The sequence below is a fragment of the Ornithinimicrobium pratense genome, from assembly GCF_008843165.1.
GTDB lineage: Bacteria > Actinomycetota > Actinomycetes > Actinomycetales > Dermatophilaceae > Ornithinicoccus > Ornithinicoccus pratensis.
The window spans coordinates 600,699-617,304 of sequence record NZ_CP044427.1; the positions used below are offsets into that span (position 1 = coordinate 600,699).

Below are 16,606 nucleotides of genomic sequence, written 5' to 3' on the forward strand. Positions count from 1 at the left end.
AACACCGGCGGGAGGGTCAGCCGTGGTCCAGCTGCCGGGCCTGCAGCGCCAGCATGATCGCGAACCGGAGCCGGGGGTCGGTCGTGAACGGGCCGAGCAGGCGCTCGAGCTTGCTGATCCGGTAGCGCAGCGAGTTGTAGTGGAAGTGCAGGGCGCGGGCGGTCGAGGCCACGTTGAGGTTGTGGTCCAGCAGCGCGGTCAGGGTGGTGCGCAGGTCCTCCATCTCCTCGGAGTCCTCGGCGGCCAGCGGCCCCAGGGTCTCGCTGATGAAGCTGGCCAGCTCGGCTCGGTCCTCGACCTGGGAAAGGAGCCGGAAGACCCCCAGCGCATCGAAGTGGGTCACGGCCCGGTCGCCGTGCAGCCGGCGCCCCACCTGCGCCGCCTTGCGCGCCTCCGAGTAGGCCCGGGGCAGGTCGGCGAGGTCGGTGATGGTGCGCGAGATGCCGGTGACGAAGACCCGCCGGCCGCCGCCGCCCCGGCCGTGCACCTGCTCGGCCATCTGACGCACCCGCTCGGCGACCGCGCTCGGGTCGTCGTGGGCCGGGACGCCGAGCAGGACGACCACCTCCTGGTTGAAGCCGGCCACGGCCGCGGCCTCGTCGTCGGTGCTCGCGACCCGCTCCCACGCGGCGCGGAAACGCTCGGGCAGGGTCCGCAGCACAGGGTCGTCCGAGGGCACCTCCTCGGCCTCGGCGACCAGCACGGCGAGGGGTCGGCGCAGGTCCCAGCCCAGCTCGCCGGCGTGGGAGGCTACCCGTTCGGCGTCACCGGCCCGGCCCAGCAGGGCGTCGCGCAGGAAGTCGGCGCGGTACTTGCCCTCGACCGCGGCCACCGCCTGCTGCTTGGTGATCGCCAGGGCGGCCGCCGTCGTCGCCTGGCCGACCACGTGGTTGTCGTCGTCGGTGAAGGCGTCCTCCCGGAACAGGATCAGCCGGCCCAGGTCCGCCCGTGCCCCTGTCACGCGGGCCACCAGGCGGTGCACCCCGTCGAACTCCGCGGACACCCCGGGCACCTCGGTCTCCACGACGAAGCGGCCCGTTGGGTCGAATCCGGGCAGGTTGGCGACCCGCTCCGGGACCGGTCCGGCGGCCGCCAGGACGCGGCCGTCCATGGTCGTGACCAGGCTGGTCCGGGCGAGGTGACGCACCACCCCCTGGCACACCTGGTCCAGGTCGCCGCCGGCGATGACCACACCCACGAGGTCCTGGAGCACCTGCTCGGCCCGGGCCAGGGTGTCGGCCCGCCGGTTGATCACCACGGTCAGGACCTGGGTGATCACGTCGTCGAAGCCCAGGTCGAAAGGGACCACCAGCACCGGGAAGCCTCGCCGGTCGGCCTCCCGCAGCGCAGCCTCGGGCAGCTCGTCCACGTAGCGGGCCAGCTTGATCGCGACCCCAGACAGCCCGTGGTCGTCCAGGTCGGCGATCCAGGCGGCGAGGTCCTTGCCCTCGTGGGCGCGCAGCGGGTAGCCGGTCGTCAGGAGCAGCTCGCGAGGACGCACCCACGGCAACAGGTCGGGCACCTCCATCACGTTGACGGTGGCGACCAGCCGGTCCAGGCCCCGCTCGCCGGCCAGCACCGTGGTGCCCCGCATGACCGGCAGCCGCAGCACCTCGGACACGGTGATCCCGGAGGTCGGGGAGGCGGGCAGCACGGGCGAAACTTGACGATCCATGCCCGAATCGTTGTCAGAAATCACTGGCCTGGCAAACCGGCGCCGTGCATATCGTGGCGAGATGCAGACCGCCGAGGCTCGTCCGGACAGGGCGCGAGCCCTGCCCTGCGCGCCGGGAGCGCACCTGCGGCCGGCGGCCGCCTCCACGCTCAGCCCCTCGTGGCTGCAGGCGCAGCCGGCGCCCACCGAGGTGGCCGCGGTCTTCGACCAGGCCATCTACCTGCGGCGCGGGCAGGAGGTCCTGCCGCTGCTGGCCCCCGAGGCGCTGATGCTCCCGGGCGCGCTGCGCGTCATCACCCGGGCCGACCTGGACGCCCTGCGGGTGCGGGTCGGTGAGGGGGTCCTCGTCGGCGGGGGCGAGGTCCGCACCCCCCGTGGCGGACTGGTCGTCCGGCGGGTCTGGCGCCCGCAGCCCGTCCCGACGGCACCCCTGCCGGAGTCTGCCCGGCAGGCCGCCCGCGCCGGACTGGCGGGGCTCGCGCCGCTGGAGGACGCGCTGGCCGGTCGGTTGGCCGAGCTCGCAGCGGTCCTCGCCGCCGGTCCCGACCTCGAGGCGGCCCGCGGGCTGGTCGGGCTCGGCCCTGGCCTGACCCCCGCGGGTGACGACGTGCTTTGCGGGCTGCTGCTCGGGCTGCGCGCCAGCGGCCGGGACCGCGAGCGCTCGCTGCTGGAGGCGGCCATGCTGCCGCTGCTGGGGCGCACGACCGCGATCTCGGCCACCCTGCTCCACCAGGCTGCTCAGGGGTATGCCGTGCCACCCGTCGTCGCACTGCTGCGCGCCTGGCACCGGGGTGCCGGGGTCTCCGCCCTCACCCTCGCCGGCCGTCTGGTTGCCGGGATCGGGCACACCTCCGGTCCTGCCCTCGTCCTGGGTCTGACCGCGGCGCTGGCCGCACCCCAGAGCCGTCCTGCCCGTCATACCTCCGCCCCCGGCACCGGCCCGGTGACCCGCACCACCCCCGCCCGCACCACCCCCGCCCGTCCCCAACCCGAGCCGGTCCTGGTGGCCGGCGCCACGAGAGGAACGTCGTGACTGATTCGGTCGAGATCCGCCGCGGTGTCTACCACGACTCCGTCACCTTGATGCAGGTGTCCCAGCAGGTACGCACCGCACCGGGGGTGCACGAAGCACTGATCGGCATGGGCACCGAGCTCAACCTCGGCCTCATGCGCGAGGTCGGCTTCCAGGTGCCCGACGAGGCCGGTCCCAACGACCTGGTGATCGCGCTGCGGGGCGAGGACGAGGCCGCGCTCGCAGCCGGGCAGGACAAGCTCGTGGCCGTCCTCGCCGAGCTGCACGAGCGCTCCCGCGCCACCGGCTCCACAACCGAGGTCGCCCCGCGCACCATCGGCTCCGCCGCCCGCCGCGCCCCCGGCGGCATCGCGCTGATCAGCACGCCCGGGCAGTATGCCGTGCTGGACGCCCTGGACGCCGTCAACGCAGGCCTGTCGGTGATGCTCTTCAGCGACAACGTGCCACTGGCCGACGAGGTGGCGCTCAAGGACGCTGCCGCAGCCAAAGACGTGCTGGTCATGGGCCCTGACTGCGGGACCGCGGTCGTCGGCGGTGCGGCCCTGGGCTTCGCCAACGTCGTGCGGCCCGGTCGGATCGGCCTGGTCGCGGCCTCCGGCACCGGTGCCCAGCAGGTGATGGCGCTGCTCGACCTGGCCGGGGAGGGCATCAGCCACTGCCTCGGGCTGGGTGGTCGTGACCTCTCCTCCGACGTGGGTGGGCGCTCGGCCCGGCAGGCGCTGAGGGCGCTCGCCGCCGACGAGTCCACCGCGCACGTCGTCATCGTCTCCAAACCCGCCGCGGAGGAGGTCGTCACCGAGCTCGAGCAGCTGGCCGCCGAGCTGGGGGTCCCGGTCTCCTGGGCGACGCTCGGGCGCGGGCTGCCGGACCTGACCGCGGCCGTCGAGCAGACCCTCACCGCCGTCGGCGCTCAGGCGCCGACCTGGCCCTCGTGGGTGCCGGTCGAGCCGCGTCCGTCCTCGGCGGCCGCCGGTGGCCGGTCGCTGCGTGGGCTCTACTGCGGGGGCACCCTCGCCGACGAGGCGATGATCCTCGCCGAAGAGGCTCTGGGACCGATCAGCTCCAACATCCCGCTGCGGGGGGCGCCGCAGGTCTCCGGCCACGACACGCTGACCGGCCACGTGGTGATCGACTTCGGCGACGACGAGCTGACCCAGGGACGGGCACACCCGATGATCGACCCCTCGCTGCGCCTGGAGCGCATCCGGCAGCAGGGGGAGGACCCGACATGCGGCGTGCTGCTGCTGGACCTTGTCCTGGGCCACGGGGCACACCAGGATCCCGCCGGCGAACTGGCCGAGGCGGTCAGCGCCGCCCGCACGGCCGCCACCGGCCGCGGCGGCCACCTGCCGGTCGTCGTCGCCCTGGTCGGCACCGAGGCCGATCCCCAAGGCCTGCAGGAGTGCGCCCGCATGCTGTCCACCGCTGGCGCCCACGTCTTCACCTCCAACGCGCAGGCGGTGCGCGCGGCGCTGTCCCACCTGGGCACCCCCGCACCCGCTGACCCATCCACGACCACGCCCACCCAGCACGAGACCGGGAGGACCGACCGATGAGCACGACCGAGCAGCCGCTGCGTGGCCTGCTGACCCGCGACCCGTCCGTCGTCGCCGCCGGCGCCGGCATCTTCGGCGACGCCCTGCGCCAGCAGGCGGTGCCGGTGACCGACGTCGAGTGGCGTCCGCCGATGGACGGCACGAGCGAGGCACTGGCCCGGGTCCTGGCCGATCCCCGGCTCACGGAGGCCAACGCGGAGGCGCTGCGGCGCATCACCGCCGCCGAGGCCGAGCTGGTCCGGATCGCCCCGGCCAGCGAGGTGCTGGGCCTGCAGCGCGGCGAGTTCCTGCACAGCGGCCCGCCGCTGACCTGGGAGCGGGCCTCCGGCCCGATGCGCGGCGCTCTCCTCGGGGCCATGCTCTTCGAGGGCCTGGCGTCCACCGCCGAGGAGGCGGAGCAGAAGTTGGCCGGGCCGGACATCAGCCTGGCCCCCTGTCACAGCCGTGGTGCCGTCGGACCGATGGCCGGTGTCATCTCCCCATCGATGTGGGTCTTTGAGCTGCGTGATCCGGTGCACGGCAACGTCTCCCACTGTTCCCTCAACGAGGGGCTGGGCAAGGTGCTGCGCTACGGCGCCTACTCCGAGGAGGTCATCACCCGCCTGGAGTGGATGCGTGACGTCCTGGGCCCGGTGCTGGCCGGCGCCGTCGAACGGCACGGCCCGGTAGACATCCGGGCCTACCTGCCCCAGATGCTGCAGATGGGCGACGAGGGTCACAACCGCAACCGCAGCGCGACGTTGATGTTCCTGCGCGACCTGCTGCCGCACATCGTCGCCCAGGGCGACCGGGACCCGGCCGACATCGCCGAGGTCTGCCGCTTCGTCGGCGCCAACGACCACTTCGCACTCAACCTGGTCATGCCCGCCTGCAAGTTGGCGATGGCCGCGGCCAAGGACATCCCCGGCTCCTCGGTCGTGGTCACCATGGCCCGCAACGGCACCGACTTCGGCATCCAGCTGGCCGGCACCGGCGACGAGTGGTTCACCGCCCCGGCCAACACCCCGGAGGGGCTCTTCCTCGGTTCCTACGGGCCCGAGGACGCCAACCCCGACATCGGTGACTCGGCCATCACCGAGACCGCCGGGATGGGCGGCTTCGTGATGGCTGCCGCACCGGCGATCGTCCGCCTGGTCGGCGGGAACGTCGACTTCGCGCTGACCACGACCCGGACCATGTACGAGATCACCCTCGGGGAGCACCCCTCCCTGCAGGTGCCGATCCTGGAGTTCCGCGGCGCCCCCATCGCCATCGACGCCACCGCCGTCGCCCGCACCGGCGTCCTGCCGCAGATCAACACCGGCATGGCCGGTCGGGTCGCCGGCACCGGTCAGGTCGGCGCGGGTCTGGTCACCCCACCGGCCGAGGTCTTCGTGGACGCCTTGCGATCCCTGGCCGACCGCGTGCCGACGCGGGACTGAGCCCCCTCCTCTCCACCCCCCACCCTCGTCACCGACGACGTCCCGAGAGGTCCACCGTGTCCACGAGCAGCGCCCAGCCTGTCCGGTACGGGCTCGACGACCGCCCCCGCTGAGGCGGGCCGTGCCCCTAGGCCTGCAGCACGTCATGGTCATGATGGCCAGCAATGTGACGATCCCGGTCATCCTGGCCACAGCCATCGGTGCCAGCCCGGAGGACACGGCCTTCCTGGTGCAGGTGGCGCTGCTCGTCGCGGGGATCTCCACGCTCCTGCAGACCTTGGGCATCGGCCCGGTCGGCGCCCGGCTGCCGATCGTGCAAGGGACCAGCTTCGGCTTCCTGGTCGTCTCCATCCCGCTGGCCCAGCAGTACGGACTGGGCGCGGTCTTCGGCGGGGCGCTCTTCGCCGGTGTCGTCCAGGTGTTCTTCGGGGCGGTGTTCAGCAAGATCCGCCGGTTCTTCCCGCCCCTGGTGGCCGGGATCGTCGTGCTCGTCATCGGCATCGGCCTGATCCCCACCGGCATTCAGCTCTTCGCCGGTGGCGCCGGCTCGGAGGACCTGGGCTCGGTCCGCAACTTCGCCGTGGCCACCTTCGTGCTCGTCGCGATCCTGGTGCTGTACCGGTTTGGGCGCGGTTTCATCGGCGCCGCTGCGGTCCTGATCGGCATCATCGCGGGGTATGTGCTCGCTTCCGGCCTGGGGATGGTCGACTGGGGCCGGGTGAACTCGGCCGCCTGGTTCTCGGCGCCCCAGCCGCTGCAGTTCGGGCTGGAGTTCCCCGCCGCGGCGCTCATCGCCATGGGCGCGATGGCGATCGCCACCTCGATCGAGACCGTCGGCGACATCTCAGCGTTGACCAAGGCCGGTGACCAGCGTCAGCCGACGACCCGCGAGATGCGCGGCGGCCTGATGGGCGACGGGGTCGGCACGGCCCTCGCCGCCCTCTTCAGCGCGCTGCCCAACACCTCGTTCTCCCAGAACGTGGGCCTGGTCGCCTTCACCGGCGTCATGAGCCGTTTCGTGGTGACGATCGGGGCCGGCTTCCTCGTGCTGTCTGGGTTCGTGCCCAAGCTGGCGATGATCATCGCGGTCATCCCGGCGTCGGTCATCGGCGGGGCTGCGGTGGTGATGTTCGGCATGATCATCTCGGCCGGCATCAGCCTGCTGACGACGCGCCCGCTGACCCAGAACGACCTCATCATCATCGCCGTGTCCGTCGTCGTCGGCCAGGGGTTCGCCTGGCGGCCGGAGATCGCGGCCAACCTGCCGGAGAACGTCGCCGCGCTGATGACCTCGGGCATCGTGCCCGCCGCGGCGATCGCCATCGTGCTCTACTCGATGAAGCCCAAGGGGGAGAGGCTGCTCGACGTGGACGCCCCACTGGCCGGGCACTTCGCCGAGGACGAGGAGCCTGCCGCCGCGACGGACGTCGATGGCCCAGCACCCCGCACCACCACCCAGGAGGACGACCGATGACCAACACTGCCCTGCACGAGATGGGACTCCTCGAGCTGCGTGACCGGCTGCACGCCCGGGAGGTGAGCGCGCGCGAGGTTGTGGAGGACCACCTGGCCCGGATCGAGCAGGTCAACCCCGCGCTCAACGCGGTGGTCACCGTGGAAGCGGAGGCCGCTCTCGCCGGCGCCGACAAGGCCGACCGCCTCGCCGCCGGCGGCGGAGACCTGCCACCGCTACACGGCATACCGATGACGCACAAGGACACCCTGGCCACGAAGGGGATCCGCACCACCAGCGGGAGCCCGCTGCTGACCGACCAGGTGCCCGAGCACAGCGACCTGATCATCGAACGGCTGTGGGCGGGGGGTGTCATCTGCACCGGCAAGAACAACGTGCCGGAGTTCGCGGCCGGCTCGCACACCTACAACCCGGTGTTCGGCGCGACCGGCAACCCCTTCGACACGAGCCGCTCGGTCGGCGGGTCCTCCGGCGGCGCCGCGGCGGTCCTCGCGGCTCGCGTCCAGCCCCTGGCCGACGGGACCGACATGGGCGGCTCGCTGCGCAACCCGGCTGCCTGGTGCAACGTCGTGGGGCTGCGGCCCAGCCCGGGCGTGGTGCCGACCGTGCCCGCGGCCAACCCCGAGACCTGGCTGAGCCGGACCGGGCTGATGGCCCGGTCCGTCGATGATCTGGCGCTCGGCATGTCGGTCGTCGCCGGTCCGCACCCGGCCAGCCCGCTGGCCAGCCCGCTGCCGCCGGAGGCGTTCGCCGCGCTGCTCGACGACGCGGGGCCCGCGGACCTGTCCGGCGTGCGCGTCGGGGTGAGCATCGACCTCGGCGTCGGGGTGCCGGTCGCGCCCGAGGTGCGGCGCGCCATGCTCGAGCAGGCGGAGGTGCTGGCCTCGCTCGGCGCGACCGTGGAGGAGTCGGCGCCGCGGCTGGCCGACGCCGACGAGGTCTTCGATGTCCAGCGGGCCTTCGAGATGGCCACCAACCTGCGCCGCCTGGTGCGCGAGCACAGCGACGACGGCACGCTCAAGCCAGAGGTCATCTGGAATGTGGGCCACGGCCTGCAGATGGGCGCCGAGCAGCTGATGTCCGCCGCGGAGGCCCGCGGCCGGCTGGACGCCGCCGTGCGCGAGTGGTTCGGGCAGTGGGACCTGCTCCTCACCCCCACCGTGCAGGTCATGCCGTTCCCGACCGAGCAGACCTGGCCCCGGGAGATCGACGGGGTGCAGCTGGAGACCTACGTGGAGTGGATGCGCTCCTGCTCGGTCATCTCCGCCACCCGGTGCCCGGCCGTGTCCGTGCCCGCCGGCTTCGTCGACGGGCTCCCGGTCGGTATGCAGCTCGTCGCCGCGCCCTACGCCGACGACCGGCTGCTGCGCCTGGCGAGGGTCTACGAGCGCGCCACTCGGCACGCGGAGGTCGCGCCGCAACCCTGAGCCACAGCCACCGGGGGACAGGCAACGTCCTGCACCTCATGCAGCGTCGACGACCCTGCATGAGGTGCAGGACGTTGTCCGTCCAGGGGGCACCTCTGGCACGGCGAAGCGCAGGCCACCCGAAGGTGACCTGCGCTTCAGCGTTGCGCCCTGGACGTTGTCCGTCCAGGGGGCACCTCTGGCACGGCGAAGCGCAGGCCACCCGAAGGTGACCTGCGCTTCAGCGTTGCGCCCGGCGGACCGGGGGTGGGTCAGCTCGCCGGCGGCACGTAGCCCGTCGGCTCCTCGCCCAGGTCGACGATCGCGGCCACGGGGCCACCACCCTCGGGACCCTGGTGGGCGGCGGAGACCGAGACGAAGACGGCCGGGTCGCCGGTCACTGCGGCGGTGACGCCACCGACGGCGGCCTTGATCTGCCGGTGCCAGTGCACGTCCGAGTCGTCGAGCATGGCGTTACGACGGCCGAGGACCTTGCCGTCCTGGCTGGACTCGCACTTGAGGAAGACGTTGACGAGGCGGCCCTGGATGTCGTCGCGGTGCGGGCGCTCGGGAAGGTCCAGACCGGCGTCCTTGATGGCGTTCCAGATGCCGTCCTGGTCCAGGGCGTGCTCCATCACCGAGTGGCCGATGCGGTAGCGACCGCCGACGCCCGTGGCGTTGCCCACGACGACGACCTGCGCGCGGTCCAGCTCGACACCGGAGGAGCAGGAGGCCACCGCGGAGAACTTGTCGCGGTCCCGCATGATGTCCTCGTTGCTCAGGTCGGTGACCTCGCCGAGCGCCTTGGCGATGCCCAGACCGGTGGTGCCGTTGGAGACGTCCATCGAGGTCAGGGTGTCGTCGGTGTAGACGTCCTCGCCGCGGCTGTGCGCGTCCCGGATGGTGTCGATGGTCAGCAACGGGGTCTTGGTCTGCACGTAGTGCACGTCGGCCGTGTCGGTGATCCCGGCGCGCTCCATAGCGACCTTGACGGCGTCGGCGACCTTGTCGACCATGCCCATCCGCCCGATCTCCTCGGGCAGGATCGGCTCGCTCATCGCCATCCCCACGGTGAGGCGGGGCTCGTCGGTGGCCTCCACCGTGGACGGGTCGACGGTGGCGAAGATCGTCGCGTGCGGGCTGATGACACCGTCGGTGCCGCCGGACCACACGATCGGGATCTGCTTGACCTGCTCCTGATCCACGCCCTTGGCCATCAGGGCCTCACGGAAGGCGCGGTCGGCGATGATGCGGGTGTAGTCGTTGACGCCACCGTTGCCCTCGGTCTTGCCGATGATGGCCAGGACACGGTCGGCTTCCAGGACACCCTCGTCCAGCAGCCGGGTCAGCTCGCTGGCGTCGCTGACGGAGTGGATCGGGACCTTGCGTACCTCGATGGGGTCGGGCATGAGCTCGCACCTTTCTGCAGCTGACGGTCGGAAGTGGCTCTCCGGTGGTCGGGGCCACCTGCGCCGGGGGTGGCGGCAGGGCCCGGGTCCGCACCGGTGAGACACCTTCGTCCCAGGCTAGGTGGACTGCGCACCGATACTCCTGGCAGAAGTTGCCAGAAAACCATCGGTGAGACAATAGGACCTTGTGTTCGTAGGGTGCGGGTCGGCCTGATTGAGTGGGCGGACCGCACCCCTGACGCCAAGGAGCGACCGATGACCGCCCACGCCCCCGACCAGCCCGCCGAGCCGCACTCCGGGACCCACGGCCCGCTCACCGGGACGTTGGTGGTGGACCTGACCCGGGCCTTGGCCGGTCCGCACGCTGCGATGATGATGGCCGACCTGGGGGCTCGGGTGATCAAGATCGAGGCGCCCGGCAGCGGTGATGAGACCCGCACGTGGGGACCGCCCTTCGTGAAGGGGCAGGACGGCCAGGACGTCGCGACCTACTTCCTGTCCTGCAACCGCAACAAGGAGTCGGTGGCGCTGGACCTGAAGTCTGATGACGGCCGGGAGGTGCTCACTGCCCTGATCCAGCGCGCGGACGTGTTGATGGAGAACTTCCGCCCGGGGACCCTGGACCGCTTGGGCTTCTCCGCGGAGCGGCTTGCCGAGCTCAATCCCCGCCTGGTGCTGCTGTCGATCTCCGGCTTCGGTCACGACGGGCCTGAGGGTGGGCGCGCGGGTTATGACCAGATCGCCCAGGGTGAGGCCGGGTTGATGTCGCTGACCGGGTCCGGGCCGGAGGACCCGCAGCGGGTGGGCGTGCCGATCGGCGACCTACTCTCCGGGATGTACGGCGCCTACGGGGTGCTGGCCGCTCTGCTGGAGCGCGAGCGGACCGGCCGGGGACAGGTCGTGCGCACCTCGCTGCTGGCCTCGATCGTCGGGGTGCACGCCTTCCAGGGCACCCGGTGGACGGTCGCCGGCCAGGTGCCGCGGGCCCAGGGCAACCACCACCCCTCCATCGCCCCCTATGGACTGTTCCGTTGCGGCGCCGGCTCGGTGCAGGTGGCCTGCGGCAACGAGAGCCTGTGGCGGCGGCTGTGCACTGAGTTCGGGCTCGACCCCGACGCCGAGGGCATGGCGACCAACGCCGAGCGGGTGGCCCACCGCGAGCTGGTCATCGCTGCCCTGGAGGAGGCCTTCGCGCCCCAGACCGGCGAAGAGGTGCTGGCCCGCCTGGCCGCGGCCGGCGTGCCGGCCGGCAAGGTGCGGGACCTGCAGGAGGTCTACGAGTGGGACCAGACCCGTTCTCAGGGCCTGCTGGTCGACGTGGAGCACCCCACCCTGGGGCCGGTGCAGCTGCCTGGGCCCCCGTTGCGCTTCTTCGACCACGACGGGGCCGAGGTCACGCCGACCGCGCACCAGAGCCCCCCGCTGCTCGACGAGCACGGGCCCGCCGTCCGAGACTGGCTGCAGCCTGGCTGAACGGGCCAGGCGCGGCGCATTCGCGGCTTATTCGACGGCGGTGGTGACGACGGGTTTCCAGGCGGGGCGCTGGGCCTCGTAGGCGCTGACGGCGTCCTCGTGCTGCAGGGTCAGGGAGATGTCGTCATACCCGTGCTCCAGCCGCCAGGCGAGGTAGTCGTCGACCTGGAAGGGTGCGGTCAGCTGGCCGCAGGTGATGGACCGGGCTGGTAGGTCCACGGTGATGGTGGTGCCGGGCTCGGCCTCCAGCTGCTTCCAGATCAGCTCGATGTCGCCCTGGTCCAGCTGGGCGGTGAGGAGGCCACCCTTGCCGGAGTTGCCGCGGAAGATGTCGGCGAACCGGGAGGAAAGGACCGCCCGGAAGCCGTACTGCTGCAGCGCCCACACCGCGTGCTCGCGGGAGGAGCCGGTGCCGAAGTCGGGCCCGGCGACCAGGACCGAGCCACCTGCGTAGGCGGGTTGGTTGAGGACGAAGTCGGGGTCCTCGCGCCAGCGGGCGAACAGGCCGTCCTCGAACCCGGTGCGCGAGACCCGCTTGAGGTAGTGCGCCGGGATGATCTGGTCGGTGTCGACGTCGGAGCGCCGCAGCGGCACCCCGATGCCGGTGTGGGTGGTGAACTTCTCCATCAGGTCCGGACCTCCTGACGCGCCGGGACAGGGGTATGCGGTGCGCCGGGGACGCCCTCGTCCCGGCCGCCCAGGTCGGTGGGGGAGGACAGGGTGCCGAGCACCGAGGTGGCCGCAGCGACCGCGGGTGAGACCAGGTGGGTGCGGCCGCGGGCGCCCTGACGGCCCTCGAAGTTGCGGTTGGAGGTGGACGCGCAGCGCTCCCCGGGCGCCAGCTGGTCGGGGTTCATGCCCAGGCACATCGAGCACCCGGCCAGCCGCCACTCGCCACCGGCATCGGTGAACACCTCGTCCAGACCCTCGGCCTCGGCCTGCAGCCGGACTGCGTGCGAGCCGGGCACCACCAGCAGGCGCACCCCGTCGGCGACCCTGCGCCCGCGCAACACATCCGCGGCGACCCGCAGGTCCTCAATCCGCCCGTTGGTGCACGAGCCGAGAAAGACCACGTCCACGCCCACGTCCCGCATCGGCGTCCCGGGGGACAGGTCCATGTACTCCAACGCCCGCCGGGCGGTGTCCTGGGCGTCCTGGGAGCCGAAGGACTCGGGGTCGGGCACCGCCTGGCCCAGCTGCACCGACTGGCCCGGGTTGGTCCCCCAGGTCACGTACGGGCTCAGCTGGGAGGCGTCGATGACGACCTCGGCGTCGAAGACCGCGTCCTCATCGGTGCGCAGCTGACGCCACGCCTCGACCGCCACGTCCCAGTCCGCGCCCTTCGGGGCGTGCGGGCGGCCCCGCAGGTAGGCGAAGGTGGTTGCGTCAGGGGCCACCATCCCGGCCCGGGCACCGGCCTCGATGGACATATTGCAGATCGTCATCCGCCCCTCCATCGACAGCGCCTCGATCGCGGTCCCGCGGTACTCCAGCACGTAGCCCTGCCCGCCGCCGGTGCCGATCTGGTTGATCACCGCCAGGATGATGTCCTTGGCACTGGCACCATCAGCCAGCTCGCCCTCCACCGTGATCGCCATCGTCTTGAACGGTTTCAGCGGCAGCGTCTGGGTGGCCAGCACGTGCTCGACCTCTGAGGTGCCGATCCCGAAGGCCAGCGCCCCGAACGCCCCGTGCGTGGAGGTGTGGGAGTCACCGCACACGATGGTCATCCCCGGCTGGGTCAGCCCCAGCTCGGGACCGATGACGTGCACGATCCCCTGGCCGAGCCGGCCCCGGGCGTGGTGCACGATCCCGAACTCCTCGCAGTTGGCCCTCAACGCCTCCAGCTGGGTTCGCGAGACCGGGTCGGTCACCGGCCCCAGCGTGGTCGGTACGTTGTGGTCCTCGGTCGCCACCGTCAGGTCCGGACGACGCACCCCGCGACCGGCCAACCGCAGCCCGTCGAAGGCCTGCGGACTGGTCACCTCGTGCACCAGGTGCAGATCGATGTAGAGGAGGTCAGGCTCCCCCTGCGCGGAGCGGACGACATGCTGCGCCCACAGCTTCTCGGCCAAGGTACGGCCAGCCATAGCGGAACCCCTTCCCTTCGGTAGATGTGGGGTGCGTCAGAATGCAGCCACTGTAGTGCTCATACATTGACGTAACGTCATGGAGGTCGTCATGCGCAGCCACACGCTGGCCGTTCTGCCCGGGGACGGTGTCGGCCCGGAGGTGACCCGCGCGGCGCTCACCGTCCTGGACGCCGCCCAGGAACGGTTCGGGTTCAGCATCGAGCGCACCGAGGTCCCCCTCGGGGCCGACCACTACCTGTCCACCGGAGAGCTGCTGCCCAACGACACCGTCACCGCGCTCGCCCACCACGACGCGATCCTCTTCGGCGCCATCGGCAGTCCTCGGGTCGCTCCCGGCATCCTGGAGCGCGGCATCATCCTGGCCCTGCGCGGCGCGATGCGGCAGGCCATCAACCTGCGCCCGGTCCGCCTGTACCCAGGCGTGCCGACCCCGATCTCAGGGCTGACCCCTGATCGTTGCGACCTGGTCATCGTCCGTGAGAACACCGAGGGGGCCTACGTGGCCCAGGGCAGCACCGTGCACCGGGGCACCCCGGCCCAGGTCGCGGTCCAAGAGTCGGTGAACACCTGGTATGCCGTGGAGCGCGCCGTCGATTTCGCCTACCGGCTCGCGTCCGTCCGCCGCAAGCGGCTGACGCTGTGTCACAAGACCAATGTGCTCGTCGAGGCCGGCAAGCTGTGGACCGCCGTGATGGAGTCGGTGGGAGAGCGCTACCCCGACGTCGAGACCGACTACGTGCACGTGGACGCCATGTGCATGCACCTACCGGTGAGTCCCGAGCGCTTCGACGTGGTCGTCACCGACAACCTCTTCGGGGACATCGTCACCGACCTCGGTGCCGTGCTGCAGGGTGGCCTCGGCGTGGCCGCCAGCGGCAACCTCAACATCGACGGCACCGGCACCAGCATGTTCGAGCCGATCCACGGCTCCGCACCCGATATCGCCGGCCGTGGCTGGGCCAACCCGGCCGGTGCCTGCCTGTCGCTGTCGCTGCTTCTCGGTCATCTCGGCGAGGGCGAGGCCGCCGCAGCGGTCGAGGCTGCCACCGCCGCGGTCCTGGCCGGCATGCCCGCCATGGCCGGCAAGGGCATGGGCGCCAGCACCTCAGAGCTGGGCGAGCGGATCGCCCGGGCTGTGACAACCGGCGAGACCGACGCCGGCCCGGTGGCAAGGCTTGAGTGCAGCCTGATGGAGCAGCTGGCCACGATGCTGGCCGGCTAGGGACAATGGTCGGGTGATGAACGCATGACGGTGGCAGGTGGAGGCGGCGCGCTGCGCGCGGGTTCGCTCTGGCCCGCCCGGGTGACGGTCGACCTCGGCGCGATTCGGGACAACGTGCGGACGCTGCGCGAGCGCGTCGGCGGTGCCGAGCTGATGGCGGTGGTCAAGGCCGACGCCTACGGCCACGGGCTGGTGCCCAGCGCCCGGGCGGCGCTGGCGGGCGGGGCCTGCGCGCTCGGTGTCGCCCAGCCCAGCGAGGCCATCGCCCTGCGCGAGGCCGCCATCGACGCCCCTGTCCTGACCTGGTTGGTCGCCCCCGGCGTCGAGGTGCTGCCGCTGGTCGAGGCCGGGGTGGAGGTCGCCGCGTCCACTCCCTGGACCCTGGACGCGCTCGCCGCGGCCGCCCGGGCCAGCGGCACGACCGCGGTCACCCAGCTCAAGGCTGACACCGGCCTGGCCCGCAACGGAGCCTTCTCCCTGCCCGTGCGCGCCGGTGATCCCCGCACCGACTGGACCGACTTGGTCGACCACGCCGCGCGGTTGGCGGCCGAGGGAGTGCTGCGCGTGCGCGGGCTGTTCACCCACTTCTCCCACGCCGACGCCCCCCGGGACCCGACCGTGCGGGCCCAGCAGGAGGCCTTCGCCGACGCGGTCGCCGTCGCCGAGCGGGCCGGGCTCGACCCCGAGGTGCGGCACATGAGCAACTCCGCCGCCACGCTCACCACGCCCGCGGCCACCTGGGACATGGTCCGCCCCGGCCTGGCGGTCTACGGCCTGACCCCGGTGCCTGACCTCGGCTCTGCCGCCGACTACGGGTTGCGCCCGGCGATGCGGGTCGCCGCGGCGGTCGCGGTGGCCAAACGGCTGCCCGCCGGCCAAGGCGTCTCCTACGGCCACACCTACGCGCCAAAGCGGGAGTCCACGGTGGTCGACGTCCCGCTCGGGTATGCCGACGGCGTGCCCCGCCACGGCTCGAACCTGGCCCCGGTGCAGGTGGGTGGACAGCGCTTCACCATCGCTGGCCGGGTGTGCATGGACCAGTTCGTCGTCGACGTCGGAGACCTGGAGGTCGGTGCCGGGGATGAGGTGGTGCTCTTCGGTGCCGGGGACGAAGGCGAGCCAACAGCCCAGGAGTGGGCCGACGCGGTCGGCACGATCAGCTATGAGATCGTCACCCGCTTCGGACCGCGGGTGCCCCGGGTCTACCGGGGAGGCGAGTCGTGACGTCGTCCGAGGTCGTGCTCGACCTGCCCACAGCCGAGGACACGCGGGCCCTGGGCAGGCGCCTCGGCAGTCTCCTGCGCGCTGGCGACCTGCTCGTGCTCACCGGCGACCTGGGGGCCGGCAAGACGACCCTGACCCAGGGCCTGGCCGAGGGGCTGGGCGTGCGAGGGCCGATCACCTCACCCACCTTCGTCATCGCCCGGGTTCACCCCTCGCTGCAGGAGGGCCCGGCGCTGGTCCACGTGGACGCCTACCGGCTCGGGGACGGCGCCGAGCTGGACGACCTGGACCTGGACGAGTCGCTGGCGGAGTCGGTGACGGTGGTCGAATGGGGCGCGGGGCTGGCGGAGCAACTCACTGAGGAGCGGCTCGAGCTGATCCTGGTCCGTTCCGGCAGCGTCGCCGAGGACCAGCAGGGGCGTACCGCACGGCTGCGCGGCGTCGGTGGCAGATGGGCGTCCCTCCTCCAGCAGGTCATCGGGTCCTGACCGGACCCGCCGCGCCGATGTGGCAGGCGGAACTGGACTTAGCCCACCGACGCTGGTTTACTATCGGCGCAAGACTTCCCGCAGGCCCGACCTCTGCACCGTGACGCAGAGGACCTTTGCTCCGTGACGCAA

At 72.1% G+C, this 16,606-nt stretch carries 13 protein-coding genes; 9 read left to right on the plus strand and 4 right to left on the minus strand.

Annotation, left to right across the window (positions count from 1 at the left end; all coding sequences use genetic code 11):
• Positions 1–16: 16 nt before the first annotated feature.
• Entirely contained in the window at positions 17–1,675 is a 1,659-nt protein-coding gene (locus tag FY030_RS02775; protein ID WP_158060181.1) for a PucR family transcriptional regulator, read from the minus strand.
• Positions 1,676–1,736: 61 nt separating this feature from the next.
• On the opposite strand from FY030_RS02775, the gene FY030_RS02785 reads away from it, so the two are divergent.
• From FY030_RS02785 to FY030_RS02805, 5 genes are all read left to right on the plus strand, one after another.
• The gene (locus FY030_RS02785; protein WP_192498691.1) at positions 1,737–2,708 is read left to right on the plus strand and encodes an oxamate carbamoyltransferase subunit AllH family protein; all 972 of its coding nucleotides are present in this window, start codon (positions 1,737–1,739) and stop codon (positions 2,706–2,708) included.
• Positions 2,705–4,264, plus strand: coding sequence for an FdrA family protein (locus tag FY030_RS02790; RefSeq protein WP_238348520.1), 1,560 nt, complete (start codon positions 2,705–2,707; stop codon positions 4,262–4,264). The genes FY030_RS02785 and FY030_RS02790 overlap by 4 nt, the downstream gene beginning before the upstream one ends.
• Positions 4,261–5,685, plus strand: a complete 1,425-nt coding sequence (locus FY030_RS02795; protein WP_158060183.1) for a YlbE family protein — start codon at positions 4,261–4,263, stop codon at positions 5,683–5,685. Before FY030_RS02790 ends, FY030_RS02795 begins: the two co-directional genes overlap by 4 nt.
• A gap of 109 nt (positions 5,686–5,794) precedes the next feature.
• Complete coding sequence (locus tag FY030_RS02800) at positions 5,795–7,159, plus strand: uracil-xanthine permease family protein (RefSeq protein ID WP_272950552.1); 1,365 nt, start codon at positions 5,795–5,797, stop codon at positions 7,157–7,159.
• Complete coding sequence (locus tag FY030_RS02805; RefSeq protein ID WP_158060184.1) at positions 7,156–8,586, plus strand: amidase; 1,431 nt, start codon at positions 7,156–7,158, stop codon at positions 8,584–8,586. The genes FY030_RS02800 and FY030_RS02805 overlap by 4 nt, the downstream gene beginning before the upstream one ends.
• Positions 8,587–8,837: 251 nt before the next feature.
• On the opposite strand, the gene bar is transcribed toward FY030_RS02805, so the two are convergent.
• Positions 8,838–9,974 carry a barbiturase gene (gene bar, locus FY030_RS02810; protein WP_158060185.1) on the minus strand — a complete coding sequence of 379 codons (1,137 nt, stop codon included), beginning with the start codon at positions 9,972–9,974 and terminating at the stop codon, positions 8,838–8,840.
• 255 nt (positions 9,975–10,229) lie between these two features.
• Between bar and FY030_RS02815 the strand changes: the two genes are divergently transcribed.
• The gene (locus tag FY030_RS02815) at positions 10,230–11,447 is read left to right on the plus strand and encodes a CaiB/BaiF CoA transferase family protein (protein ID WP_158060186.1); all 1,218 of its coding nucleotides are present in this window, start codon (positions 10,230–10,232) and stop codon (positions 11,445–11,447) included.
• 27 nt (positions 11,448–11,474) lie between these two features.
• Here FY030_RS02815 and leuD read toward each other — a convergent pair whose 3' ends face one another.
• Entirely contained in the window at positions 11,475–12,074 is a 600-nt protein-coding gene (gene leuD, locus FY030_RS02820) for a 3-isopropylmalate dehydratase small subunit (RefSeq protein WP_158060187.1), read from the minus strand.
• Positions 12,074–13,537 carry a 3-isopropylmalate dehydratase large subunit gene (gene leuC, locus FY030_RS02825; protein ID WP_158060188.1) on the minus strand — a complete coding sequence of 488 codons (1,464 nt, stop codon included), beginning with the start codon at positions 13,535–13,537 and terminating at the stop codon, positions 12,074–12,076. Before leuC ends, leuD begins: the two co-directional genes overlap by 1 nt.
• Positions 13,538–13,628: 91 nt before the next feature.
• Here leuC and FY030_RS02830 point away from each other — a divergent pair, with 91 nt between their 5' ends.
• The 3 genes from FY030_RS02830 to tsaE are packed head-to-tail and all read left to right on the plus strand — an operon-like array spanning position 13,629 to position 16,474.
• Positions 13,629–14,762, plus strand: a complete 1,134-nt coding sequence (locus tag FY030_RS02830; protein ID WP_158060189.1) for a 3-isopropylmalate dehydrogenase — start codon at positions 13,629–13,631, stop codon at positions 14,760–14,762.
• 24 nt (positions 14,763–14,786) lie between these two features.
• Positions 14,787–15,986 (plus strand): alanine racemase, encoded by a 1,200-nt coding sequence (gene alr, locus FY030_RS02835; RefSeq protein WP_158060190.1) that lies wholly within the window; start codon positions 14,787–14,789, stop codon positions 15,984–15,986.
• The gene (gene tsaE / locus FY030_RS02840; RefSeq protein WP_158060191.1) at positions 15,983–16,474 is read left to right on the plus strand and encodes a tRNA (adenosine(37)-N6)-threonylcarbamoyltransferase complex ATPase subunit type 1 TsaE; all 492 of its coding nucleotides are present in this window, start codon (positions 15,983–15,985) and stop codon (positions 16,472–16,474) included. The genes alr and tsaE overlap by 4 nt, the downstream gene beginning before the upstream one ends.
• Positions 16,475–16,606: the final 132 nt, after the last annotated feature.